Source organism: Streptomyces sp. NPDC060205, from assembly GCF_042728395.1.
GTDB lineage: Bacteria > Actinomycetota > Actinomycetes > Streptomycetales > Streptomycetaceae > Streptomyces.
Window position 1 is genome coordinate 1 of sequence record NZ_JBHWZP010000137.1, and the last position, 23,935, is coordinate 23,935.

A 23,935-nucleotide genomic window follows, 5' to 3' on the forward strand; every position below is an offset into this window, starting at 1 on the left:
TTCGCCCACGCGGGGGCGGGGCCCCTCTTCCAGGGCCTCGAACTGGCGGTGCCCAGCGGCACGAAGATCGGTCTCGTCGGCAGGTCCGGCGGCGGTGTACGACCACTGCTGATTGGTGCCGCTCGAGCAGTCCCACAGCTGGAGCTGGGTGCCGTCGGCGGCACCGGTTCCGGGCACGTCCAGGCAGCGGCCCGAACCGGTGCCCTTGATCTGCCCGGAGTCCGCGGGGGGAGTGGTGGAGCCGCCGTTGAGCGCGTTGAGGACGGCGGTGTACGCGGCCTTCTTGCTCCCGTCACCGTTGAACAGCAGCGGCGTCTGCTCCGATCGCCATGAGTCGCTGTCGCGTACACCCCAGACGGTGATGCCGAGGCAGCGCGGGACGGCCAGGCAGTCGTTGGTCACGTTGGCGTAGGTCGAAGCCGGCGCACCCTGGATGTCGAGTTCGGTGATGGCCACGTCGACGCCGAGGGCGGCGAAGTTCTGCAGAGTGGTGCGGAAATTGCTGTTGTAAGGGCTGCCGCTGTTGAAGTGCGACTGGAAACCGACGCAGTCGATCGGCACGCCCCGTTGCTTGAAGTCCCGGACCATGGCGTACATGGCCTGGGTCTTGGCCCAGGTCCAGTCCTCGACGTTGTAGTCGTTGTAGCAGAGCTTGGCGGCCGGGTCGGCGGCCCGCGCGGTGCGGAAGGCGACCTCTATCCAGTCGTTGCCGGTGCGTTGCAGGTTGGAGTCCCGCCGGGCTCCCGAACTGCCGTCGGCGAAGGCCTCGTTCACGACGTCCCACTGGGCGATCTTGCCCTTGTAGTGGGCCATCACGCCGTTGATGTGGTCGATCATGGCCTGACGCAGCGTGCTGCCGCTGAGGCTCTGCATCCAGCCGGGCTGCTGGGAGTGCCAGGCCAGGGTGTGGCCGCGTACCTGTTTGCCGTTCTGCACCGCCCAGTTGTAGACGCGGTCGGCGGCGGTGAAATTGAACTGACCGCGCTGCGGCTCGGTGGCGTCTATCTTCATCTCGTTCTCGGCCGTCACCGAATTGAACTCACGACCCGCGATCGTCGTGTACGCCGAGTCGCCCAGCTTGCCCGAGGCGATGGCGGTGCCGAAGTAGCGACCGCTCTGCGCTGCCGCGGCGCCGAGCGTGCTTTCGGCGGCGTGTGCGGTGGGTGACGCGACCAATGTGGTGGCCGCACCGAGGACACCGAGGACCAGCGCCAGCAGCAGGCTGCGGATCCTTCGGCGGGCAGCGGGTCTCACGAGGGCGTATGGGCCCATGGTTGTGCCTCCAAGGTAGAAGACGCGGACGTACCGAAGCGCGGTGGAACGACGTGGACCGCTCTCGTCCGGCAGAAGGGCGGGCGGGGTGCCGCCAGGGCTCCCGCACAGCCGGAGTGGCAGGGACAGCACGGGCGGCACGGACTCCGTAAACACCGCGGTCGTAGGACGAGGTGACAACCGAGGTGACCGCGCGGGAATCCAACGAGGTCGTGCTGAACATTCCCGTGCGGCGTCACATGTCTCTGCCGTGCAGTAGGGGGTGCTCAGCATCAACGCGGCCCGACATGCTGAGCTGTGGTCGCTTTCTCAGTCAGGAATCATTGAGGCCTTGGTGATGTACCGTCAAGGCTCGTCACACAATAAGTTTCTGCATTTGCGTCGAAACTTTCGGGATCTGTGGGGTCGGATGCTGTACCCCGGGGTCCATCGCCACTGAAAGACCGCGAGGTCGGAGCAGTGATGGCCGCGTGGAGCCGCACCTGCCGGGCCGGGGCCACGGGTGCGGCAGGGTGGCTGGCTGAAGGACGGTCCGACGGAGGCCGGTTCGGCCCGAGTCCTCACGGCGGGGCCGCGTCAGGGTGCGTCGGTTCGCTGCCGTCCGCATGTGACGTATGACGTGAACCAGCCATTTGTCGGTGCGGTGATGTGGTGCTTCGCGCCCGGATTCCCTCAAATGTTTCGCTGCCAAGAGCGAAACATGCGAGAAGTGTTGACGCCCTCCACTGGGTCCCTATGATGCGTAGCGCTCGACCTCTCGCCTGTCGTCCGATATCACGAACGAGCTGTCCGTTATGCACCACGGCAAGGTGAGCCGGGTGGCTTCCCGCAATGAAGCCGCCGGGACGCCTGCCTGTTCGACATGCCATGCACGTGCCAAGCGCCACCCCGGGTAGCTTCGGATCGTCGTACACGACGGTCATGAGCGATACGAAGGCCAACCTGTTCGAGGGCGTGCAGGTCTACCGGGTCCAGGACCAGAACCAGTACCTCATGCTCGTCGAGGCCATGGGTGCGAACGGACGCTACTTCCGCTCCTCACGGCCGCCAGCCTGAACGGCTCGTGGACTCCGCAGGCCGCGAGTGGGAGCAACCCCTTCGCGGGCGAGGCCAACAGCGGTGCCACCTTGACCAACGACATCAGCCACGCTGACCACCCCTTGCAGTGACAGCCCGCGGGTCGGCCGGAGGGACTGTCAGCCCCGGTCCGCCTCCAGACCCGCGTCGCGCGACAGGAGCGCGGCCTGGACCCGGTTCTTGCAGTCCAGCTTGGTCAGGATGCGGCTGACGTACGTCTTCACCGTCGCCTCGCTCATGTGCAGACGTACTCCCATGTCCGCGTTGGAAAGGCCCTCGCCCAGCAGTGCCAGCACCTCGCGCTCTCGCGCGGTCAGCCCGGCCAGCCGGCGGCGGGCCTGTTCGCCGCGCACGGCGGCGCCGGGTGAGGCGAGGGAGTCCACGACGTGCCGGGCGGCCGCGGGGGAGAGGTAGGCGTTGCCGGTCGCGGCCGCGCGGACGGCGTGGATCAACTCCTGCGGAGCGGAGTCCTTCAGCAGGAAACCGGCGCCGCCGTGACTCAGTGCCCGCAGGACGTTGTCGCGCTCACCGAAGGTCGTGAGGATCAGTGCGCGTACGTGCGGTGCCGCCCGGCCGAGTTCGGCCAGCGCGCCCAGCCCGTCCAGCACCGGCATCTGGATGTCCAGCAGAGCCACGTCGAGCGCGGTGCTGCGCGCGATGTCCACCGCCTCGCGGCCGTCGCGGGCCTCGGCGACCACATCGATGTCATCGGCCGAGGTGAGGATCATCCTGATGCCTGCCCTGATGAGCGGCTCGTCGTCGGCGACGAGGACCCGGATCACGCGGCCTCCTGCGCGGTGTCGGTGTGACGAACGGTTGGTGGAGCCCCGTCATCATGCCCGATCCGGCGGGAGGAGGGCCGAGTGCCGCTGGTCAGATCTCGTCCTTGTAGGTTTCCTTCTGCACCAGTTTCCCGCCACGGAAGCAGAACCGGTAGACGAGGTCGTCCTCGGCGTCGAGGTAGTGGCTGCACCTCGCGTCCTCGGGCAGCGGCGGACCGTGCTCGTCCTGGCCCTCGGTGAGCACTGAACTGCCCTCGGGCAGCCGGGATTTCACGTTCCTCTCGGTGTCTCCGACCTTCACGGACTCGTACGTGTCGGCCGATATCGTGCCGCTCTCGAACTCGTCCCACAGGGCCGTCAGTCCCCACGCCCCGAGGGCGATGACCCCCACGATCAGGGCGACGGCGGTGACGCCGCAACCGAGGGCGACGTTCTTCTTGCTGCTCATGATGGCGGTGAGCTCCCCTTGCTGAACTGAACGGTCGATGATCGCTCCATCGTCGTTCCCGGCACTCCCGCGCCACTGCCCCCGAAAGTCGTCGGCGCCGTCGACGGAAGTCGCGTTCCGCGCGCCGGACGCCGTCTCGCCACCGCTGTAGGGCAGTACGCCGGCCAGTCGGAAGCCCCCTTCGGACGTGACGCCCGTGTGCACCATGCCGCCCACCAGCCGGGCCCGCTCCCGCAGCCCCGGGAGACCGTGGCCGCCGCTGACGGCAGCCGGTACCGGCACCGCCGTCGACACCGGCCCGTTGGCCACCTCCACCACCAGGCTGTCCGGTTCATAGCGCAGCGCCACGGTGATGGACGCGCCCGGCGCGTGCTTGTGCGCGTTGGTGAGTCCCTCCTGGACCATGCGGTAGGCCGCGTGGTCGGCGGCGGGCGCGAGGGGACGTACGCCGCCCGAGCGGTGCAGCGCGACATCGGCGCCGGCGGCCCGCGACGACTCCACGAGACCGTCGACGGCGGCTGCCACCCGGGCTGTCGGGTGCGTGTCCGCCGGGTCCGGGCCCCGGTCGCCCGACACCTCGGCGTCATCGCGCAGGATGCCCACCGCCTCGCGCAGTTCGCGCATGGCCGACCGGGAGGCCTCCCGCAGGATGCCGACCCCCTCCCGCTGGCGGTCGCCCAGCCCTGGATCGACTTCCAGGGCACCTGTGTGCACGGCGATCAGAGCGAGCTGGTGGCCGAGGCTGTCGTGCATGTCCTGGGCGATGCGCTGCCGTTCGAGCAGCCGGGCCTCACGTGCCACCATCGCCTGCTCGCGCACGAGTTGAGCGTTGTGCCGGCGCAGGGCGGCCAGGAGAGCGTGACGCTGGGCGCGATAGCGGGAGGCGAGGCCCGGGAGCACCGCGAGGGCCACGAAGGCGCTCGTCGACAGCAGCGCCGTCGTCAGCGGCGACAGCGTGACCTCCTCGCCGGCCGCCGTCCGGGCGGAAAGGGCGACGTTGAGGACGAGTCCGGCGGCATACGTGGCCAGGGTCCGCCAAAGACGTACGATGCGGCTGCCTGCCGACCAGCTCACGCACATCAGCAGGAGCGTCGCCCCGGCCAGGACCCCGGCCAGGGCCGAGGCGAGCACGAGAACCGTCGTCGGCAGGGAGCGCCGCACCAGTGACAGGACGGCCGCCGTCAGTGCCATCGCGATGGAGCGCGCCCCGAAACCGGGGTTCCCGTCGAAGGTCCCCACGGCTGCGGCGAGCGCGACGGCGAGCACGGCCTCCCCTGCGACCCGTCCGCGCGACCACGGAGAGGCCGCGAGGAGCCGGTAACGGAGAGACTTCAGAGAACGGCGGAGAGACAGGTCGGCGACTGGGGTCTGTGCTGTGTCCACCCGGTGACGATAGACATGCAGCACCCCGTGCCCGCATCCGCCTCTCGTCGCGGCTGCGAGCGACGAAAGTCAACACCCTTCCGGTGCCCTCTCCCTCGTCTTCGGGCGCCGCGTAAGGCGGTGCGGGACAGCACGCCCCAGCAGCCTGCATGGGGGCACGGCTTCGTGGGTGCTGTCCCGCACCGGCCTGATCCCGTTCGGCGCGCTGCGGTACACGGCCGAAGTGCGGGATCCACCGCCAAGTCCGCGCCCTACGGGTCCACGCAGACGATGGTGCCGGCGGGGAGGTCGTTGCCCGTCGAGGTGGCCGTGAAGCCCAGCGTGGTGCTGCCGTCGGCGGCCACGGTGCGGTTGTGGTCGGCGTTGCGGACCGTGACCGTACCGTCCGAGGCCGTGCTCATCGAACCGTTCCACACACTGTTGATCTTCGTGCCGGTGCCGGGCTTCCACCGGACCGCCCAGCCGTCGAGCGGCTGCGTCCCGTGGTTCATGACCTGGACGGAGCCCTGGAAGCCACCGCTCCAGGAGTTGACCACCTCGTAGACGGCCATGCAGGAACCGGTGTGCGTCGGGTCGGGGGCCGGGGACGTCGGCTCCGGGGTCGGCGTGCTGCTGCCGTCACGGATGCCGGTGACCTCGCCGTTGCCGCCGTCGAAGACGACATCGGAGCAGGAGAAGAAGTTCTCCTGGCTGTCCGAACGGACCCACTGTATGAAGATCACCGCATTGCCGGAACGCCCCGAGGGCAGCCTGAGGTCCCAGTAGTAATGGCCTCCGTTGGTTCCGGCCGAGCCCTGCTGGGACGGGTTGGTGACCGTTTGGACCAGATCCAGGTCGCCCCAGCCCAGTGAAGAGGTCGGCGACCAGCCGGGCTTGGAGACATAGACCCGGAAGTCGCCCGGGTGCGCTGCCCAGTTGCTGTACTTGACGCGCATGGTGGCCCCGGACGTCAGGTGCGTCCGCGGCCAGTCCGCACGGGCCGTGTTGTAGGCGGAGAAGTCGTACGGCGACCGGTCGCCGGCGCTGCACAGCTTGCCGTCGGGAACGTAACCCGCGCCGCGTCCGCCGGCGTTGGAGTCCAGCACGGCGAACCAGTTGTACAACGCCGTGGCGCCGCTCTGGTTGAGGGCGGCACGGCACGCCGGATTGGTCGGATCGAGGGCGCCGGTGCCGGTGATGGCGTCCAGTTGGCAGAGGTAGGTACGCGACCCCGGCATCATGGCCACGCCGTGGGCCTCGGCCTTGTCCTGGCCGAGAAGGGTGAGGGCGAGGGCGCCCAGGAGGGTGGCCATCACCGCCCCGAGGGAGACGAGTTTCGTACGTAGCGACACAGGTAATGACATGGATTCCCCTGTCCTTGACCGAGGGTGTGGGTGTCCGGGCCCGTCCGGACCGGTTGGCCGGCGACGGCCGAAGCCGCCGCCGGGCATCAGGCGGTGGTGCAGGCCGTGCCGTTCAGCGTGAACCCGGCCGGTTTCGCGAAGGCGCCGGTGTACGTGCCCTGGAACCCGAACGACTGGCTGCCTCCTGCGGCGATCCGCCTGGTGTGGGTGAGCGGACGCGCGGTCACCGCTCCCGAGTCCGGGGTGACGGTGGCGTTCCAGGCACTGGTGATCCGCTGACCGGAAGGCTGGGAGAAGTCCAGCCGCCAGTCCTCGACCGCCACCGGGCCGTTGTTGCCGACGCTGACGTTCGCGGTGAAGCCGCCGGACCAGACAGAGGTGGTGTAGGACACCGTGCACGCCGCCGGATCAGTGGGGTCGCCCGGCGTGCTGCCGCCCGTGGAGACGGTGGAGGAGAAGGAGTTCACGGCGAGTCCCGCACCGCCCTGCCAGGGTTCGAAGCCCGCCTGGACGCTGGTCAGATACCAGTTGGACCGGGCGAGTCCGCGGGCGACCGCCTGGTCGACGAAGTCCATGACGTCGAAGCTCCAGCTGCTGATTGCCGACGGGGCGACGAAGGACAGCACGTCGTTGCCGCCGTTGCTACCGCTCCACACCTCCCAGGTACGGCCACCCAGGGAGGTCGTTCCGACCGGCGAACCGATGGGCTGGATCGCGCCCACCCGGTTGAACCAGATCATGATCTCGGTCTGGTTCACGCCGTCGGTGCGGGGCGTCGGGTCCAGCCAGATGTCGTACGAGGCGTTGTAGACGGCGTTGTCGACGTAGTTGTACGAGATGCTGCTGGGGGCCGCCGAGACGGTGTCGATCCTCGCCGGAAGGCTGGTCCCCGGCGAACACCTGGTGTAGTGGCAGCCGTTGAAGAGCGACGGGTACGACTTCGGGGCTCCGTTGGTCGGTACCGAACCGTCGGCCTGGGTGATCCGGAAGCCGGAGTCGCTCACGCTGATGCACTGGGTGGCGCTGGTGCCCCAGCGGTTGTTCTGGACGACGTAGCGGTTCTGGATCGTGGTCGTTCCGTACTGCTCGCAGATCGTGGTGTCCGCGCGGGCCTGGGCCGTCACGGACAGCAGCATGGCGAGCGAGGCGAGAACCGTGCTGAGCGTTGTCAACAGGCGATGTGGAGCGTGGATCTGACGCGGTGTCGGTCGCATGGGGGGCCTCTCCGGGAGAGTGCGAATGACCGGGCCGGGGAGCGTGATCGCGGCTGTCCAAGGATGGGAGCGCTCCCAAAACCCTGATGGCACAGGACTGTAGAAGTGGTGCATGTCCCTGACAACCCTGTGCGCGTGGACTGCTCGATGAAGTCTCGAAACCACCATGTCAACGCGAATGATCCACACGACCGGACGTCCGCTGGGAGCGCTCCCGACACCTTTCGTCAGGTCGAGGAGCGCTCCACCAGCTCCGTACGGAGGATCACGTGGCGCCATGCGCCGGAGGTGTCCCGCATCACCTCGAACAGCAGCTGGACCATGGTGCGGCCCATCTCCTCCATGGGCTGGCGGACGGTGGTCAGCCGCGGCTCGGTGTGCTGGGCCAGCGGGAAGTCGTCGAAGCCGATCACGGCGACGTCCTGCGGCACCCGGCGCCCCGCCGCACGCAGTGCCTCCAGCGCGCCCGCGGCCATCGTGTCCGACGCGGCGAGCACGGCGTCCACCTCCGGCGCACGGGCGATGAGTTCGGCGGTCGCGCGGCGCCCGCTCTCCTGCGTGAAGTCACCCTCGACGATCCGGGACGGCCTGATCTCCAGACCCGCGCGTTCGAGCCCCTCGCGGTAACCGCGCAACCGGCTCCGGGCGACGTACATGTCGGGTGGCCCGGTGACGGTCCCGATGGCGGTGCGGCCCGTGCGCACCAGGTGCGCGACCGCGCTGCGGGCCCCGCCCACGTTGTCCGCGTCGACGTAGGTGACGGCTTCGTCGCCGGAGCGACGCCCCAGCAGCACGGTGGGCAGGCCCGCTTCGGACAGCATGTCGGGCAACGGGTCCTCGGCGTGCACGGACATCAGCAGGACACCGTCGACGCGGCCGCCGCGCGCGTACTCGACGAAGTGCCGCCGCTCGACGTCAGTACGGACCAGGGTGAGCAGGAGTTGCACTCCGGTGTCGGTCAACGCGTCGCCGACGGCGCCGACGACCGCCGAGAAGAAGGGCTCACCGAACTGTCGCCAGTCCGGTTCCGTCATGACCAGCGCCACGGCATCGGCACGCCGTCCGGCCAGGGAACGGGCGGCCAGATTGGGTACGTACCCCAGCTCGGTGATGGCGCGTTCCACGGCCACGCGGGTCGAACGCCGCACTCCTGCGGCGTTGTTGATGACCCGGGAGACGGTCCCCCGTCCGACCCCGGCGAGCGCCGCGACTTCCTCCAGCGTCGGCGTGCCGGGACGCTGTCTGCGCATGTCGACCTCCCCCATGAGATCACCCGATAGTACGGTCACAGCCGTGCCGATCGACGGGTCTCGGCAGAGCGGTTCGGCCATCAGGCCTTACGGATCGCTCCGGGCTGTACGGCTTGCAGACCCGGCTCGGCCCCCACAAACCGTCGGTCGGCCTCGCTGCCCGCGCTGCCCCGAGGGGTGCCCCCAGGCAAGGAACAAGGTAATGGGGAAGTTGGAGGTGGCGGCGTGGTGGGACGGCCGTGACCTGGGCGTGGTCGCCGGCGACGTCACAGACAGGGTGCTTGTTCGGTCAATCCTTCTGCCACATACGTCATGAAGGGTCGCAGACGATGACACATCACGGAGATCTCCCCGCCCCGCAGCAGGGCCTCCTTCTCACGCATTTCCTGACCGTACGCAATGTCGAGGTGTCCCGGCAGTTCTACTCCGACGTCTTCGGCGGTGAGGTCGTGATGGAAGAGAACCCGGCGATCGTCAAGGTCGCCAACACATGGATCATCATGAACCCCGGCGGCGGTCCCACACCCGACAAGCCAGGGGTCACACTGGAGGCACCACGGAGCGGTGAACGCGTTTCCAGTTTCCTCAATGTGAGGGTGGCCGATATCGCCGCCTTCTACACACATGCCCTCGCACACGGAGCCGACTTCTTCACCGAGCCCATCGACCGCGGATCCGAGCTGCGCTGCTACTTCCGCGACCCTGACGGCTACCTCATCGAGGTAGGACAGTCCACTGGCCTGCTCGCAGGAATCCACGCAACCACGCCCATGAAGTCCAACTGATCACCGCGACGCGGCTCAGTCGGCGGTGGAGAGGTTTCAGGCGAAGCCGCCTAGGTTTGCCCGTCCCCATGCTGAGACGGCCAGCAAGTCGATCCCGGGCTGTCGGTGGTACGGGCCCTCCCAGCCGCAGCCGCAGCGGGACATCGCGCTGTATGCGGACGGCGGTGGAGGGAACTCTCGGCCGCTGAGTGCGTCAACGACGCGGTTCAGGAGCCGAGTTGACGCATCGGACGGTGTCCGGACATCTGATCACCGGCGCGGGCCTCCGCCTCGTCGCGCAGCTGGTACCGGTGTCGGTACCGAAAACGTTGCGGCGCTTCCCCCACCTCCCGTTTGAACGCCGTGCTGAACGCGCTCTCCGAGGCGTATCCCAGGACGGAGGCGAGGGAGGCGATGCGGTCGTCTCCCTCGCGCAGGGCGCGCTGCGCCAGCAGCATCCGCCAGCGGCTGAGGTAGGTGAGCGGTGGCATGCCTGCCACGAGCCGGAAGCGCGCGGCGAAGGTGGTCCGGGACATCGACGCGGCGCGCGCCAGTTCCGCCAGCTGCCAGGGTCTGCCGGGTTGGGCGTGCATGAGGTCGAGCGCCGGACGCAGCTGTTCGTCGGCCAGCAGCCGCAGCCGTCCCGGGGGGAGTACGGCCTGGTCGGCGTAGGCGCGGAGCATGTCCAGCAGCAGGAGTTGACCGTGCTGCCGGATGGCGAACGCGGAGCCCATGAGGTTGCCGGTCACCTCGTCGAGGATCCGCTGGAGGCTGCTGCACAAGCGGGGTGCCGTGGCGGCCGACGCACGGACGTGCCCGACCGGTGGAAGTGCCTCCAGCAGCAGGGCCTTGCCTGCCGGGTTGAGCTCGATATGCCCGGCGAGGACGATGTCGTCGGCGTCGGCCAGGTCGGCGGCTTCGTGGAGAGAGGAGTAGCCGACCGGCATCTCGATCTCGCGGAGCGGTCCTTCTCCCGTGCCGCCCCGGAGCTCAAGCCATGTGCGGCCGTTCAGGATCGCGATGTCACCCGGCTGCAAGTCGAGCGGAGCGCCGATGCCGTCGGCGGCGAGACGGGCCCGGCCGCGCGCCATCGCGATGAACTTCACCGGGTCGGTGAGGACGGAGCGCGCCACCCATGGCCCTCGCGCGGTGAAACCTCCTGACACCAGCCCGCGGATCTCGACGACGTCGAATACCTCGGACAGCAGGTCACCGGTCATGTCCGGACGATCGCAAAGGGAAACGGGACTGTCAAATATTCAAAGTACGCGCGGTCGCGCACAGGATGGAGGCCGTGATCGACACCGCGGCAGTCGATCGCGCCATGAGGCCGACACGGCCGAACCCATGAGATTCGTCCACGACGGGCCCCGCCCCCCTACGCAGCAGGAGATCTTCATGAGCATCGAGCGGAACAAGGAGATCGCCCACCGGATGGTGGAGGGCTTCTCCGCGGAAGGCGACATCAACGCGACCTTCGCCCTGCTCCGCGAGGACGCCGTGTGGACCGTGATGGCGAACCCCGCATCGGTCCCGCATGCCGGCGGCATGCTGAAGGAGCAGTTCATCGAGCACATCACCAACTTCCGCAGATCGACCCCCGACGGACTCCGGATGATCGTCACCGGGGTGACGGCGGAGGGCGACCGGGTGGCCGTGGAGGCCGAATCGACCGGCATGCTGAGCAACGGCAACACCCTCAACCAGGTCTACCACTTCCTCTTCGAGATCGAGAACGACAAGGTCACCGCGGTCAGGGAGTACATCGACACGGCGCACGCGGTGGCCGTCGTCCGCGACTGAACCAGGGCTGTTCGGCGGCCACGTCCTCCGAGGGGCGGGTCCGCTTCATTGGGGAGGACCTTCACCGGCGGCCCAGCCGATGCACCCGCACCATCGGCGTCAGCCCGGACACCCACGGACACCGCGGACTCCGCTGGGGCGGTGAGGGCGGGCCCAGCCGCCTGGAGCGCTGATGCTGCCCCTCTTCTCCGCGAGGAGGGGCAGCACACCCGTGTACTCCCTGGCGCGTATGTGCCACACCTCAGGAATGGGTCAGAAACGGAAACCCGCGGGCCCGCGCACCGTGCTGGCGGCGAGTTCTCTGATGCGAGCGGCACCCACGGGTATGGCGGGTGCTTGTTGCACCCAGGCCACGAATTCCGTCGGCGTGAGACCGGACGGCGGCTGTCCCACGTACGGCAGGGCATAGAGCGGAGTGTTGGGTTCGCTGCGCCAACTGTCGGCCAGCGTCCCGAGATCCACCGCATCGAAGCCGAGCACGTCCAGCAGACCGGCCACCTGCTCCTTGGCCTGCGGATCGTCGCCGGACAGGGGCAGCGCGGTGCGGTCGGGAGCACCGGCATGGCGGAACAGCTCCAGCAGGTGCTTGGGACCGATGCTGTGCAGAGTCTTGATCACCCGGGCGCCTTCGAGGCGGCGTTGGACCAGTTCGCTGGAAGTCAGCTCGTTGCTGTGGAGTTCCGGCACCGGAAAGTGACTGGGTACGTAGTTCATCGGGTCGATCACGGTCTTGCCCACGAGTTCTGCCCGGGGAAGCCGCTCGTACGCGGCCAGGGGCACGGCCGCGAGGACCAGGTCCCCGGCGCTCGCCGCTTCGGCCGGGGTGGCCGCGCGGGCCGCCCCTCCCAGCTCGGCCACAAGATCGGCCAGCGTCCCGGGGCCGCGTGAGTTGCTCAGGACGACGTTCAGGCCAGCGTCGACAGCGCGGCGGGCGACCCCGGCACCGACCATGCCGGTTCCGATGATGCCCAGGGTTGTTGCGCTCACTTCTGTTCTCCGTTTCCGTATCCCCGCGTCGCGGCACCCGGTGTACAAGGGGACCGCTCCGGCGGGCTCGTCTCCATCCCACCCTCGATGACCTGCGCGAACAATGACCGGAAACGCTCGGCAGCGATCACATGACGTGATAGATCAGAGAGATGGAGCTGAGGGCGTTGCAGTATTTCGTCACCGTCGCCGAGGAACTGCACTTCGGTCGCGCAGCGCAGCGGCTGCGCGTGGTCCAGCCGGCGGTGAGTCAGCAGATCGCCCGGCTCGAACGGGAGCTCGGAGTGCGTCTGCTGGACCGCACCTCGCGCCGGGTACGGCTCACCCCGGCCGGTAGCCGGGTCCTCGCCGCGTCCCGTGAGGCCCTCGCCGCGGCGGCCAGGGTGCGGGTGGTCGCCGGTGAGCCGGCGGCCGTCCTGCGGATCGGGGTGGCCTCGTGCGTCACCCGACGGCTCGACCGGGCGCTGGAGCGCCTGCGTGACGGCGAACGCCCGGCCGAATCGAAGCTCGTCGACCTGCCGGTGGCCGCGCGCATCGACGCCGTCCGTGACGGTGAGTTGGACTTGGCCCTGGTGCGGGGCGCGCTCACCTCCGAGACGGTGGCGGTGGCGCGCGCCTGGTCGGAACCGCTGCACGTGGTACTCGCCCGAAAGCATCCCGCCGCCGGCAGATCAGCGATCAGCCTGCACGACCTCGACCCTGACGGCCTACGCCTGCCCGCCCGCGACACGGACCCACCCCTGCACGACGCGATACTCGCCGCCCTGCCGGCGCCACCGCCGCGGCCACCGTCCGGCGACCTGCTCAACGTCCTCTTCGAAGTGAGCCAGGACTTTGGGCGCTGGACGCTGCTGCCGGCCGAGCAACTCGCGGGTACGCGTTCAGAACGGCTGCTCCACGTTCCGCTCGACCCGCCCCTGAACATCGACACCCATGTCGTCACGTCACTGGCCACCCCGGACCCGTGCCGGACGGCGTACGTGACCGCGTTCGCGGACTGAAGAGCGTCCGTGACCCGCAGTCGAAAGACCGCTACCGACAGGCCGAAGGGCGCGCTCGGCGCGCACGGTAGGCGCTGTTCGACCTGCTGACGCCGGTGTGGAGTACGGGCGCCGACCTCGCCGGACGACCTGCCGGGCGCACTGGACCGAGTGCCCTGGACCAAGCGCCCTGGACCGGCCGCACGCTCTCGCCGGGCCCGCCCCGTGGGCCCGGCGCCTGCACCCGGCCCGGACGATGCCGGCGGGGCACATGATCCGGCCGGGGACCTGCTCGGCCTGGACCCGGCTGCGCACGCCGGGGTGCCTGCCTGCGAGGGGTGGAAGCGGTCGTGAGGGGTGAAGCGGTCGTCGAGTGATACTGGCTGAGGTGAGGGCTGTGTCCGCAGTCCGGCACCGCGAGGGCAGGGGAGGCCCGATGATCCGTATCCATCTGGACGAGGTCACCCTGTCGCGCACCCGTATGACCATCAGCCCCGCCGCCGAGGTGATCGCGGCGCTGGAACTGCTGCACCGAGGTGGCGGGCGCGCGGCCTGGCCGTACACGGGGTGGGCCGAGCAGGCCGCTGCGGTGCTGGCATCCGTGCCGCAGACCGCCCCGCTGCACCTCTACCGTCAACTGCACGGTGTGGGACGCGACCGGCGCACCCCGGACCTGTTCGAACCGTTCGTGCCGCAGCCCGATCCGGGGCTGGGAGCCGAACTGGCGGTGCTGCGTGCGACGCCGGGTGACTTGGTCGAGTACCAGTTCACCCGGCACTATCCGGAGGGGATCCCAGACTTCCTGCTCCCCTACCGCGAGGACCGGGAGCGGGCTTTCGGCCGGCTCGCCGACGCGTTCGAGGCGTTCTGGCGTGAGGCGATGGCCCCGCACTGGCCGCTGATGCGCACGGTATTGGAGGAGGAGATCCTGCTGCGGGCGCGGTCGCTGGCCGGGAACGGACCGGACGCCGTACTGGCCGGACTGGGGGGACCGGCGCTGTGGGAACCGCCGGTGCTGTCGCTGCCCAAGGCCAAGGAGTCGCAGCTCACGGCGACGGGGCAGCGGCTGCTGCTGGTGCCGCTGGTGTTCGCCCAGGGGCGGATGGGCTGCTCGACCGACCAGCCGGACCTGCTGCGGGTGACGTACCAGGCGCGGGGTGCGGCCGTGCTGGCGGGCGGCGCCGCCGCCGCGGATCCGGTGCCCGGGGACCGTCTCGTCGCGCTGCTGGGACAGCGCCGGGCCGCCGTGCTGCGGGCGCTGGTGGTGCCGGCCACGACATCGGCGCTGGCCCGGCTGCTGGGGCTGGCGCCGAGCACCGTGTCGGAGCAGCTGACCGCGCTGCGGGCGGCGGGGGTGGTGCACCGGCGCCGGGCCGGACGGCGCGTGTACTACGGGCTGGAACCGGCGGGGGAGGAACTGCTCGGCCTGTTCGGGGTCTGCGACCAGGCGGCCGGGGCATCCCGGGTGGCCGCGCCGGCCGTACAGGAGGGGCTGCCCGGCGGCGCTGCCGCTGCTGTTCAGGGGCTCGGGTAAGGCAGGTCGCGCGCGGGCACGATTCGCCTGCGCCGAATCCTTCGGCTGGACCGGGTGCCCCGGCCTAGCGTCGCGTCGTCTCCGGCAGGAGGCGGCTGCGACGAAAGGCTCCGGCATGACAGGCATGACAGGCATGACAGGCATGACAGGCGCGGTAGACAGGGACAGACGGGACAGACACGTGCGTGTGTTGCCGCATGTGCGCGCCCGTGCACCCCGCAGCGTTCTCATCGAGGTACTGCGGCGGCGCCGTCGTGCGCTCGCCGTCGGCTGCCTGGCCTCGACCGTGCACCAGGTGTGTGAGGCGCTGGTGCCGCTGGCGATCGGCCTCACCGTCGAGCGGGCGGTGGCGGGCGGTGACGCGGGCCGTACGGCGGTGGCCCTCGGGCTGATCCTGCTGCTGTTCGCCGTCCTTGCCACCGGCGGCGGCGTCTCGTACTGGGTGCTGACCAGGGCCGTGCAGCAGGAGGCGCACCGGCTGCGGGTCGCCGCCGTGGGCCGGATCCTGACCGAACCGGGCGCGGCGGCCGGCCGTACGCCGGGCGAGTTGCTGTCGGTGGTGACCTCGGACGCGGCGGCGACCGCGCGGGTGCCGGCGCTGCTCACCCGCGTCCTGTCGTCGGTGGCCGCACTGGCGGTGACCGCCGTCGTCCTGCTGCGCGTCGACGTCGTCCTGGGGCTGTGCGTCGTCCTGGCGGTACCGCCGCTCGTCGTGGCTGTCGACGCGGCGGGGCCGAGGCTGGAGGCCCGGCTGCGGGAGCGCCAGCAGGCCGCGGGGCTGACAGCGGCGCTCGCCGCCGAACTGGTGCGCTCCTTGCGGGTGTTGCGGGGTTTCGGTGGCCAGGCTGAGGCGGCCCGGCGCTACCGGACGCTGAGCCACGACTGCCTGCGTGCGGATGTCACCGCGGCGCGGGCCTCCGCGCTCGTGCTGGGCGCAACGCTCACGGCGACGGCGGCCGTGACGACGGCGGTGGTGGCACTGGCGGCCGTGATGGCGTACTCGGGCCGCATCGGTGTCGCGCAGTTCGTGACCGTCGCGGCGACGGCTCCGTTCGTCGCCGATCCGGTCGCCGGGGCGATGGCAGCCGTGCAGCAGTGGGCCGCGGCCCGTGCGAGCGCCTCCCGGCTCGGCCCGCTGCTGCACGGCGCACCACCCCTGCCCCGCCAGGCGGTCACCCCGGCTCCGGCCCCGGACGGCGGGCTGCGGCTGCGCGCGGTGGGCGTGGCGGATGTCGTGCCGTTCAGTCTGGACCTGGCGCAGGGTCAGGCTCTCGGCGTGGTGGCCGTGGATCCGGCGGTGGCGTCGGCCTTCGTCGAGGTCCTCGCCGGGGACCGGCCGCCCCGGACGGGTGCGGTGTACGCGGGCCGCACCTCGTCGGACGTGGCGCCGACCCAGCGGCTGCGCCGTCACGTCCTGGCCGCGCCGCACGCCGTGCACCTGTTCGGGCGCACCGTGGGCGAGATGCTGGACAGCGGACGGGACCATCCCCCGGCGCGGCACGCACGTGCTCTGGATGTCGCCGCGCTGGGTGCGGTGACCGCTGCACGGGGCACGGCGGCGGCCGAACCGGCCGACGGAGCCACGGATCTGTCCGGCGGTCAGCGTCAACGCCTGGCGCTCGCACGGGCGGTGGCCGCGGACGCGCCCGTCCTCGTCCTGCACGACCCGCTGACCGCGGTCGACGCGGTCACCGAGGACGAGGTGGCCGGCCGGCTCTTCATGGCGCGGCGCACGGACGGCGGCGTCACCGTCGTCGTCACTTCCTCGCCGCCGCTGCTGGCGCGCTGCGACCGGGTCCTCTTCATCGGACACGACGGCATCCCCGTCCTGGCCACCCACCCCACCCTGCTGGACGTGCCCGACTACGCCGAAACGGTACTGCGATGACAGCGACAGCCCTCCCCGTCGCCTCCGGCCGACGAGCCCTCACCCACCTGGTCCGAACCGCCCGCCGGCACCCACGGGACTGCGTGGCCGCCCTGGGCTGGACGGTGGCGGCCGGGGTGTGCAGGGTGCTGGTGCCGCTGCTGCTGGGCCACCTCGTGGACGCCGTACGCGCCCACCACGCGGACCTGGCCGGTCTGCTGATCCGGACCGCGCTGAGCGCGCTCGCGGCAGCGGTGTGCACGGCGGCGGCGCAGCGCGCCACGGTGGTGCTGAGCGCCCGGATCGCGGCCCGGCTGCGCGAGGAGGTTGTCGTGCGGGTGCTGGCTCTCGACCCGCGCGCCGCCGAGGCGGCCGGAGGCGGCGAGGTGACCTCGCGGGTCACGGAGGACATGGAGAACTTCACCGCCGCCGTGCCGCTGCTGGCCCAGGTCGTCACCGCCACCGGCACGATCGCCGTCTCGCTGGCCGCCTTCGCCTCCCTGGACTGGCGCCTGGCCCTGGCCTTCCTGACGGTGGTGCCGGTGTACGTGCTCGGCCTGCACGCCCATCTGCCCCGGGCAGCCCGGCAATACGCCCAGGAGCGCACCGAGGCGGCTGAGCGCGGACGGGTGGTGCTTGAGTCCCTGCACGGGGCGCGCACTGTCGACGCGTACGACATGGCCGTCCTGCAGACCGGCCGGGTCGACGCAGCGTCCGGGCACGCCCTGACGGCGGGTCTGCGCGCCACCTGGCTGTCGCTGTGGCTGGCGAAGTCGATGAACGCCGCGGAGGCCCTCGGCCTGTGCGCGATCCTGCTGACCGGGGCCCTGCTGGTGGACGCCGGAGAGGTGAGCGTCGGCGCGGTCGCGGCGGCGGGGCTGCTCTTTCACCGGCTGTTCGAACCGCTGGGCACGTTGCTGACCTCGTTCGACCAGGTCCAGCGGGCCGGTGCGGCGCTCGCCCGGGTCGTCGGCGTCGCCGCCCTGCCCCCGCCGGCCCCCGGGCCCGCCCGCCTGCCGTCCGGGCCGGTCGCCGTCGAGGCGCGCGGTGTGTATTTCTCCTACGGCCCCGGGTACGGCGACGTGCTGAACGGCGTCGACCTGGTCGTGCCGCCGGGCACCTCGCTGGCCGTCGTGGGAGCGAGCGGCGCCGGCAAGACCACGCTCGCGCACCTGCTCAGCGGAATCCTCACCCCGTCACGGGGGCACGCGGTGTTCGCGGACCGGCTGGGCCGCCTGGACGTGCGGGAGACGAGCGACGAGGACCGTCCGGCCTGGGTCGGGGTGATCGCACAGGAACCCCACGTCTTCACCGGCACTCTGCGCGACGATCTGACCCTTGCCGCACCCCATGCCGACGACAGGGCCGTTCGGGCTGCGCTGGACTCCGTGGGCGCGCGCTGGGCGGCGACCCTGCCCGACGGCCTGGACACCCGGATCGGTGTCGGAGGCCATCCGCTGGACGCCGCCCAAGGACAGCAACTCGCCCTCGCGCGGATCATGTTGGCGGACCCGCCGGTCGTCGTCCTCGACGAGGCGACGGCCGAGGCCGGCAGTGCCCACGCCCGCGTGCTGGAGGACGGCGCCCACGCCCTGATGCGCGGCAGGACCGCGCTCGTCGTCGCCCACCGTCTCTCCCAGGCCCGCCGCTGCGACCGTATCGCTGTACTGGCCGACGGCCGCGTCGAGGAACTCGGCACCCACGCCGAACTCCTGGCCCTCGGCGGACGCTACGCAGCCCTGTGGTCCGCGTGGACGGAGCACGGCAGCCCGGCATGGGGACACGCCGGGGCCTCCGAGGAGTGAGCGGGCGCCGCTACGTTTTTGGCCGAGGGAGACAGGGTTGCGTCGGCTGGGCGTCGGGCTGCGAGGTGTCCGCGCATCCGTGGCGTCGTGCGGTGCGTCTACCTCTCGTGAGGGCGAGTGGGGACCGTCGCGTCAGGCTGAGGAGGGAGCAGTTCATGGGGGAGCCGGAGTGGAATCGTGTCCGATGGGGCGACATCGGGGTGCTGCACGAAGCGGTCAGCGGGGCGCCGCGGGTCCCCTTGAGCGGGTACGCGAACGGAGCCGCGGTTGAGGACAGGGCTGAGCGCGTGGGAGGCGGAGAGGTCCGTGTCCGGGTGGAGTACCGGGTGACGGGGCAGGGCGTCATCGAGCTGAACTACTCGCCGACCGGGCATGAGGGGGATGACGGGGTCGACGTCGACGGGCCGGATCTGCCGTGGAGCAAGGAGGTCGTCCTGCGTGGGCCGATCGCGATCCCTGTGCTTGGCGTCACCCTCGACGAGGACGGCGGACGGGCCGAACTGACGGTGCTGGTGGACGGTTACGAGTCCGCCCGGGTCATCGTCACCGGGTGCTCCGCCACCGGCGTCTGCGTCGCCGGGCCGGTGCCGAGCGAGTGGGAAGCCCAGGCGTGAGCCCCGTCGTTCCAAGACTTCGCGCCGCGCTGACCGCTTCAGGTGACGCGAAAGACCGGCCAGCCGATCTCGGTGCGCCACGCAGCGGGATCGCTTGTGTCACGAGGGCCCACGGCGTAGACCTCCCGCACCGGCCCGGCCACTGACATGGCGTTTTCCACCACCCAGGTCCCGAGTTCGCCGTACGTGACCTCGATGCCGTCGTGCTCGCCAATATGGGTGGTGACGGCCAGTTCCGCGGCCGGCAGAATCGTGGGGTGCACGCGTCCGGTGCGAGGTGGCGCGGCGGTGGGTAGGTAGACGAGCGCGTGGCCGTGTTCCTGCTCGAACAGGGCGTTGTCGTAGCTGCCGCCCGGCGGTCCGGTGACGGCGGCGCCGACGGCTGCCTCCAACTCGGCCATCGCGCCTGCGTACCAGGCCGAGACGTCGCCATGCCCGATGACGGCTTCCACCGCCGCGACCGTCCGGGCGGGCTCCGCACGCAGTGCGACGTCGATCGGCGCGGGGTCGGGCCGGAGCAGGCGGCGCAGCGACACGACTGCGGCCCGGGTGCGGTCGAGTACGTCCTCAAGGCGTTGCAGGTGGTCCGCGACCAGGGCCGCCCGGACACCGGGGTCGGGGGTCCGCAGGATCCGCTGTACGTCGCTCAGGGGGACGTCGAGCTCGCGGAGCCGGTGGATGACCTGAGCGGTCGGGATCTGGTCGACGCCGTAGTAGCGGTAACCGGTGCCTTCGTCCACCACAGCGGGTTCCAGCAAGGCTGCCTCGTGATAGCGGCGCAGGGTCCGTACGCTCAAGTGGGTCAGGCGCGAGAACTCCCCGATGGTCAGCATCCCCTCATTGTGAACGCTCTCCCTGGGGGAGAGTCCACGGCTTGACCCTCCCGCGCCGTGAGGTCACACGGTGGGCTCATGACACAGCACACCGATCTTCCGTCCGATCTGCTCCCGACCACCGTGCGCGAGTTCTTCGCCGCCCACGTCGTCCGCGACGCCGACACCGCCTCGTCGTTCCTCGCCAAGGATGCGGTGGTCGTCGACCAGGACGAGACCTTCCGCGGCCGTGCGAAGGTCCACGCGTTCCTGCGGGACGCCGGGGCCGAGTTCGAGTACACGACCGAGCAGATCGGCGCTCACCGCGTCGACGACGCGCACTGGGTGGTGACCGTGCGGCTCGAAGGCACTTTCCCGGGTGGCACCGCCGAGCTCGACTACCGGTTCGCGCTGCGGGACGGCCTCATCGCCGAACTCGTCATCGCCAACCACCCGGCCTGACCGCACCCACGCCACCTCGATCTTCAGTGGAGAGAAAAATGTCTGGTTCAGATCGCGATCGCCTCGACGGTCGCCGGGCGCTGGTCACGGGCGGTTCGAAGGGCTCGGGCAAGGCCGTCGCACAGAGACTGCGAGAGATGGGTGCCGACGTGTACGTGACGGCGCGAACGATGCCCGACGGGTACGAGTACCCGGACCGGTTCATCGAAGCGGACGTGACGACGATCGAGGGCACCAACGCCGTGGCCGCTCGCATCGCCGAGGCCGGCGGCGCACTCGACATCCTGGTGCACGTCGTCGGCGGCGCGTCGACGCCGGCCGGTGGATTCGCGGTCATCACCGATGACCAGTGGCTCACCGAGTTGAACCTCAACCTCCTGGGAGCGGTGCGACTGGATCGAGCTCTCCTCCCGGCAATGATCGCTTCCGGGTCGGGCGTGGTGCTGCACTTCACCTCGATCCAGCGTGAACTGCCCCAGCACGATGCGTCCTTGGCCTACGCGGCAGCGAAGGCCGCGCTGCGCACATACAGCAAGGGACTGGCCAATGAGCTTGCGCCGCGCGGCGTAGGGGTCAACGCAATCAGTCCCGGTGGAATCGAGACCGAAGCCTACGAAAACTTCGTGGACCGGATCGCCGAGGGCAACGGACTCACACGTGAAGCCGCCAAGCAGACCATCTACGACTCCCTCGGCGGAGTACCCCTGGGACGATTCGCGAACACCGAGGAGATCGCGGACCTGGCCGGGTTCCTGGTCTCGGACCGCGCATCGGCGATCGTAGGCGCCGAGTACGTGATCGACGGCGGCACCGTCCCGACCGTCTGAGCCAGAAACCGGCTCCAAGCAGCGGCTCACTGAGCGTTTGGTCCTGTCTCATTGCATCGTGTTCAGGTATGGCTGGCCTGATCGGTCGAGGCTGAAGAGACCGGTGAGCCGGCTGGTCGTGAGTGGGAAGACAGAGGACTGTTTCATTCCAGCACCTCCCGTCTCCTCTCAACCCAGCCCAGTGCCGTGCCCTTTGCCCCTCGCCAAGCCGACCGCCGCGCAGTACATCAAAGACATGGCTTCTCGTGACGGGTACCCCAGCGACCTGTCCGACGAGCGCTGGGCACTGATCGAACCGCACTCACGGGCTGGCGTACCCAGCGCCGCGCGACGCTCTGGACATCGGCCGTCCACCCGAGCACGACATGCGACACATCATGGACGCGATCCTCTGCATCGACCGCACCGGCGTCCCCTGGCGCTACCTGCCCCACGACTTCCCGCCGCATCAGACCGTCTACGGCTACTTCGCGAAGTGGCAGCACGACGGGGTCTTCACCCAGCTCACCGGCCTGCTGGGGCGCCAGGTCCGCGAGGCTGAGGGTCGCGACACCGCGGCCGGCGTCACTCTGCTGTCCCGTATCGCCGACGCCCACCCCTACGGAACCAGACACCCACCCCAGGACCAAACGCTCAGTAAGGTCACACGCGGCCTCATTGGTGAGCGAGCGGGCCGCCGCAGCGCATGCCGCACTCGCGCGGCGCCGCCCGCTTCACCCCCACACCGTGCAGGGCCTCCAGCAGCAGCCCGAGCCAATCGGCCATCAGAAGCAGGAACCGCCCCTCAGAATATGTTGGCCCACACGTGAGATGAAATATTGTCGTTGAGTGCCTGCCCCGAGCCGGAACCCGTGTTTGCATCGAACGTCCAGAGACGGAGATCGCTGAGACCCACACCGTTTGCGATGCCCCTACGCGCACCTGTGTAGTTCAGCCCCCAGTACACCCATACGTCGTCCAGGTTCCCGGGATAGCCGTTGTTGTAGATCGAGCTCACCTTGTTGCGGCACGCACCCCAGTCCGGGGATTCACCCGCCCAGTCGTCGCACCAGTTGTCGTAGTTGATGTTGTAATAGAGCATCAGCTGCCCATTCGCAGCGGAGCCGGCCGGTGAAGGGGACGGGGAGGTGGAACCGGCGGCTTGTGCGGTGAGGGGCGTCGCTCCCAGGACGAGCGTGGCAAGGGCTGCGCCGATCAGGATGCTGCGGCTACTTCTCATGTTTTTCCTCTCGTTGCGGTTGTAGTCGTGATTCCGTTGCGCTGATTCCGACAATGGAACGGGCCCGCTGCAGGGCCGCGAGTTGCAGTCGGCGTCGCGTGTCGACAGCAGAGTGGTATTGCTTCAGGAGGTTCTGGGCGTATTGCCGGTCCAGTGCTCGCGTCGTTCGTGCCAGACCCGAGTCGTTGGCACAACGGGCTTCGGCGACAGCGATCTCGATTTCCTCCTCCCGCGGCAGAGGGCGCTGCGAAGGGCGTAGTGCTTCCCGAAGTTTCGTCGGACTGGCGTAGGGGTGTCCTGCTGTACGCATACACGTGGACCAGGGCTTTACGGCCTCGGCGAACCGGGGGTCCGCGGTGACGCGGCTGTACCGGAGTTCGGCCAGGGCGTCGTCTGTGACTGTGGCCTGGAACCAGGCCTCAAGGTCCCCGTAGAGCGTTCGGTAGACCTCCGACTGGCAGCCCTGAGCACTCCGTCGCAAAACGACGCCGTCCGGGGCCTTCGCCGTCACGCTCAGCGGGTCGGAACCGTTGACGGCCGTCAGTGCAACTGCCCTCCGCTTCGCCGGCAAGCTGTGGAAGTAGCGCTGGTTGGGATCCGTTTCCCGTACCTTGGCGAGCTCGCGCTGTATGTCACTGCCGTAGCCATGCTTCTGAGCCCACGTCAAGTCGGTCAGTACGTAGCGAAATTCCCGGGCTTCGGGAACCGGGTTCTCCTTGACAGGGAAGTACTCGAACCCACGTTTCCCCATGCAGTCACGGAGCAGCAACTGGCCTGCCGTGTAGAGAAGACTCTTCTCCTGAGGGGTCGGTTCAGGCGTCTGCTGCTTATCGGGGCTCGGAGAGGTACTCACGGTAGAGGTGGAGACCACGTGTACGACTGCTGGGACCGCCAGGGCCGCACACGCCGCGGCAGCGACAGCGAACCGGAACCCCTTGACGGAAATTCGCCGCACTGTCATCTCACTATCTCCTTTCACGCCTCCAGGAGTGACGAGCCACTTCCAGATAAGTAAATTCGCCAACCGGGAAAGCCGGGCCCATCGCAGCGCGTCCTGCTGAACGCAACTGTCCCTGCAGAAAGAGGTGGACTTCACGGTGGGGAGGCGCGCACCGTCACCCGTGGGCAGTGGATTACTTACCGGGCAGCCAAGTCCGGGCCGCCTTTCCCTCAGTCTCTCTACTCATTGGATTCGGCACAATCATTTTGGCTCTCGTTGAAACCTGCAGGTCACGGCATGCCTGGGTGAGCCGCGAACCATACCGCGACGCCGGGCCCGGCTCCCATGGAGCACCGCCGAGCGCTGCCCCCGCCCCGCTGCCGCGAACAGGGGCACCCGGCAGAACCCGTGAGCGCCGAACGAGGCGACGATCCTCCACACCTCGTCCAGCACCGCAGCCGTGTAGCCGCGCTCGCCGGCCATGCGGCGGAACCGGGCTTCTACCTTCGGCAGCCGGTGACGGTCACCAGGGCGCGGCGGGCGACGCCGCCC

20 protein-coding genes and 2 pseudogenes are annotated in these 23,935 nt (G+C 69.7%); 11 read left to right on the forward strand and 11 right to left on the reverse strand.

Annotation, left to right across the window (positions count from 1 at the left end):
• On the reverse strand, positions 1-1,272 hold a 1,272-nt coding region (locus ACFWGJ_RS23455; protein ID WP_387327712.1), incomplete at its 3' end, for an endo-1,4-beta-xylanase.
• Positions 1,273-2,160: 888 nt separating this feature from the next.
• Between ACFWGJ_RS23455 and ACFWGJ_RS23460 the strand changes: the two are divergent.
• Positions 2,161-2,426 (forward strand): annotated as a pseudogene (locus ACFWGJ_RS23460) (non-reducing end alpha-L-arabinofuranosidase family hydrolase); the annotation flags it as partial.
• Positions 2,427-2,468: 42 nt separating this feature from the next.
• On the opposite strand, the gene ACFWGJ_RS23465 reads toward ACFWGJ_RS23460, so the two are convergent.
• From ACFWGJ_RS23465 to ACFWGJ_RS23485, 5 genes are all read right to left on the reverse strand, one after another.
• Complete coding sequence (locus tag ACFWGJ_RS23465) at positions 2,469-3,131, reverse strand: response regulator (protein WP_387327714.1); 663 nt, start codon at positions 3,129-3,131, stop codon at positions 2,469-2,471.
• A 91-nt stretch (positions 3,132-3,222) separates the two neighbouring features.
• Positions 3,223-4,962 (reverse strand): sensor histidine kinase, encoded by a 1,740-nt coding sequence (locus ACFWGJ_RS23470; RefSeq protein WP_387327717.1) that lies wholly within the window; start codon positions 4,960-4,962, stop codon positions 3,223-3,225.
• Positions 4,963-5,213: 251 nt separating this feature from the next.
• Positions 5,214-6,305 (reverse strand): lytic polysaccharide monooxygenase, encoded by a 1,092-nt coding sequence (locus ACFWGJ_RS23475; protein WP_387327719.1) that lies wholly within the window; start codon positions 6,303-6,305, stop codon positions 5,214-5,216.
• A gap of 86 nt (positions 6,306-6,391) precedes the next feature.
• Positions 6,392-7,519, reverse strand: coding sequence for a cellulose binding domain-containing protein (locus ACFWGJ_RS23480; protein ID WP_387327722.1), 1,128 nt, complete (start codon positions 7,517-7,519; stop codon positions 6,392-6,394).
• A gap of 227 nt (positions 7,520-7,746) precedes the next feature.
• A complete protein-coding gene (locus ACFWGJ_RS23485; protein WP_387327724.1) occupies positions 7,747-8,769 on the reverse strand; it encodes a LacI family DNA-binding transcriptional regulator in 1,023 nt (340 codons plus the stop codon).
• A 329-nt stretch (positions 8,770-9,098) separates the two neighbouring features.
• Here ACFWGJ_RS23485 and ACFWGJ_RS23490 point away from each other — a divergent pair, with 329 nt between their 5' ends.
• Positions 9,099-9,554, forward strand: coding sequence for a VOC family protein (locus ACFWGJ_RS23490; RefSeq protein ID WP_387327726.1), 456 nt, complete (start codon positions 9,099-9,101; stop codon positions 9,552-9,554).
• A gap of 206 nt (positions 9,555-9,760) precedes the next feature.
• Here ACFWGJ_RS23490 and ACFWGJ_RS23495 read toward each other — a convergent pair whose 3' ends face one another.
• Positions 9,761-10,753 (reverse strand): cupin domain-containing protein, encoded by a 993-nt coding sequence (locus ACFWGJ_RS23495; protein WP_387327729.1) that lies wholly within the window; start codon positions 10,751-10,753, stop codon positions 9,761-9,763.
• A gap of 178 nt (positions 10,754-10,931) precedes the next feature.
• Between ACFWGJ_RS23495 and ACFWGJ_RS23500 the strand changes: the two genes are divergently transcribed.
• Positions 10,932-11,336 carry a nuclear transport factor 2 family protein gene (locus tag ACFWGJ_RS23500; protein WP_387327732.1) on the forward strand — a complete coding sequence of 135 codons (405 nt, stop codon included), beginning with the start codon at positions 10,932-10,934 and terminating at the stop codon, positions 11,334-11,336.
• A 252-nt stretch (positions 11,337-11,588) separates the two neighbouring features.
• On the opposite strand, the gene ACFWGJ_RS23505 is transcribed toward ACFWGJ_RS23500, so the two are convergent.
• Positions 11,589-12,344, reverse strand: a complete 756-nt coding sequence (locus ACFWGJ_RS23505) for an NADPH-dependent F420 reductase (RefSeq protein ID WP_387327759.1) — start codon at positions 12,342-12,344, stop codon at positions 11,589-11,591.
• A gap of 146 nt (positions 12,345-12,490) precedes the next feature.
• Here ACFWGJ_RS23505 and ACFWGJ_RS23510 point away from each other — a divergent pair, with 146 nt between their 5' ends.
• The 5 genes from ACFWGJ_RS23510 to ACFWGJ_RS23530 all read left to right on the forward strand — a co-directional run bounded on the left by ACFWGJ_RS23510 (position 12,491) and on the right by ACFWGJ_RS23530 (position 19,123).
• Positions 12,491-13,324, forward strand: coding sequence for a LysR family transcriptional regulator (locus ACFWGJ_RS23510; protein ID WP_387327735.1), 834 nt, complete (start codon positions 12,491-12,493; stop codon positions 13,322-13,324).
• Positions 13,325-13,739: 415 nt separating this feature from the next.
• Entirely contained in the window at positions 13,740-14,837 is a 1,098-nt protein-coding gene (locus tag ACFWGJ_RS23515; RefSeq protein ID WP_387327737.1) for an ArsR/SmtB family transcription factor, read from the forward strand.
• Between the two features lie 181 nt (positions 14,838-15,018).
• A complete protein-coding gene (locus tag ACFWGJ_RS23520; protein ID WP_387327739.1) occupies positions 15,019-16,725 on the forward strand; it encodes an ABC transporter transmembrane domain-containing protein in 1,707 nt (568 codons plus the stop codon).
• Positions 16,722-18,509 (forward strand): ABC transporter ATP-binding protein, encoded by a 1,788-nt coding sequence (locus ACFWGJ_RS23525; protein WP_387327742.1) that lies wholly within the window; start codon positions 16,722-16,724, stop codon positions 18,507-18,509. Before ACFWGJ_RS23520 ends, ACFWGJ_RS23525 begins: the two co-directional genes overlap by 4 nt.
• 155 nt (positions 18,510-18,664) lie before the next feature.
• Complete coding sequence (locus ACFWGJ_RS23530) at positions 18,665-19,123, forward strand: hypothetical protein (protein WP_387327745.1); 459 nt, start codon at positions 18,665-18,667, stop codon at positions 19,121-19,123.
• Between the two features lie 38 nt (positions 19,124-19,161).
• On the opposite strand, the gene ACFWGJ_RS23535 is transcribed toward ACFWGJ_RS23530, so the two are convergent.
• On the reverse strand, positions 19,162-19,956 hold the full coding sequence (locus ACFWGJ_RS23535; RefSeq protein ID WP_387327747.1) for a MerR family transcriptional regulator: 795 nt from the start codon (positions 19,954-19,956) through the stop codon (positions 19,162-19,164).
• A gap of 78 nt (positions 19,957-20,034) precedes the next feature.
• On the opposite strand from ACFWGJ_RS23535, the gene ACFWGJ_RS23540 reads away from it, so the two are divergent.
• The 3 genes and pseudogenes from ACFWGJ_RS23540 to ACFWGJ_RS23550 all read left to right on the forward strand — a co-directional run.
• Positions 20,035-20,397 (forward strand): nuclear transport factor 2 family protein, encoded by a 363-nt coding sequence (locus ACFWGJ_RS23540; RefSeq protein WP_387327750.1) that lies wholly within the window; start codon positions 20,035-20,037, stop codon positions 20,395-20,397.
• Positions 20,398-20,435: 38 nt separating this feature from the next.
• Positions 20,436-21,224 (forward strand): SDR family oxidoreductase, encoded by a 789-nt coding sequence (locus ACFWGJ_RS23545; RefSeq protein ID WP_387327753.1) that lies wholly within the window; start codon positions 20,436-20,438, stop codon positions 21,222-21,224.
• 235 nt (positions 21,225-21,459) lie between these two features.
• A pseudogene (locus ACFWGJ_RS23550) lies at positions 21,460-21,775 on the forward strand (transposase); the annotation flags it as partial.
• Positions 21,776-22,008: 233 nt separating this feature from the next.
• Here ACFWGJ_RS23550 and ACFWGJ_RS23555 read toward each other — a convergent pair.
• Complete coding sequence (locus ACFWGJ_RS23555) at positions 22,009-22,443, reverse strand: hypothetical protein (protein WP_387327755.1); 435 nt, start codon at positions 22,441-22,443, stop codon at positions 22,009-22,011.
• On the reverse strand, positions 22,433-23,404 hold the full coding sequence (locus ACFWGJ_RS23560; RefSeq protein WP_387327757.1) for a hypothetical protein: 972 nt from the start codon (positions 23,402-23,404) through the stop codon (positions 22,433-22,435). Before ACFWGJ_RS23560 ends, ACFWGJ_RS23555 begins: the two co-directional genes overlap by 11 nt.
• Positions 23,405-23,935: the final 531 nt, after the last annotated feature.

Bases quoted from the DNA above. Each gene is read 5' to 3' on its own strand.
- ACFWGJ_RS23560 (WP_387327757.1), bottom strand. From the start codon at position 23,404: ATGACAGTGCGGCGAATTTCCGTCAAGGGGTTCCGGTTCGCTGTCGCT.
- ACFWGJ_RS23555 (WP_387327755.1), bottom strand. From the start codon at position 22,443: ATGAGAAGTAGCCGCAGCATCCTGATCGGCGCAGCCCTTGCCACGCTC.
- ACFWGJ_RS23525 (WP_387327742.1), top strand. From the start codon at position 16,722: ATGACAGCGACAGCCCTCCCCGTCGCCTCCGGCCGACGAGCCCTCACC.
- ACFWGJ_RS23535 (WP_387327747.1), bottom strand. From the start codon at position 19,956: ATGCTGACCATCGGGGAGTTCTCGCGCCTGACCCACTTGAGCGTACGG.
- ACFWGJ_RS23480 (WP_387327722.1), bottom strand. From the start codon at position 7,519: ATGCGACCGACACCGCGTCAGATCCACGCTCCACATCGCCTGTTGACA.
- ACFWGJ_RS23500 (WP_387327732.1), top strand. From the start codon at position 10,932: ATGAGCATCGAGCGGAACAAGGAGATCGCCCACCGGATGGTGGAGGGC.
- ACFWGJ_RS23545 (WP_387327753.1), top strand. From the start codon at position 20,436: ATGTCTGGTTCAGATCGCGATCGCCTCGACGGTCGCCGGGCGCTGGTC.
- ACFWGJ_RS23485 (WP_387327724.1), bottom strand. From the start codon at position 8,769: ATGCGCAGACAGCGTCCCGGCACGCCGACGCTGGAGGAAGTCGCGGCG.
- ACFWGJ_RS23530 (WP_387327745.1), top strand. From the start codon at position 18,665: ATGGGGGAGCCGGAGTGGAATCGTGTCCGATGGGGCGACATCGGGGTG.
- ACFWGJ_RS23540 (WP_387327750.1), top strand. From the start codon at position 20,035: ATGACACAGCACACCGATCTTCCGTCCGATCTGCTCCCGACCACCGTG.
- ACFWGJ_RS23495 (WP_387327729.1), bottom strand. From the start codon at position 10,753: ATGACCGGTGACCTGCTGTCCGAGGTATTCGACGTCGTCGAGATCCGC.
- ACFWGJ_RS23475 (WP_387327719.1), bottom strand. From the start codon at position 6,305: ATGTCATTACCTGTGTCGCTACGTACGAAACTCGTCTCCCTCGGGGCG.
- ACFWGJ_RS23515 (WP_387327737.1), top strand. From the start codon at position 13,740: ATGATCCGTATCCATCTGGACGAGGTCACCCTGTCGCGCACCCGTATG.
- ACFWGJ_RS23490 (WP_387327726.1), top strand. From the start codon at position 9,099: ATGACACATCACGGAGATCTCCCCGCCCCGCAGCAGGGCCTCCTTCTC.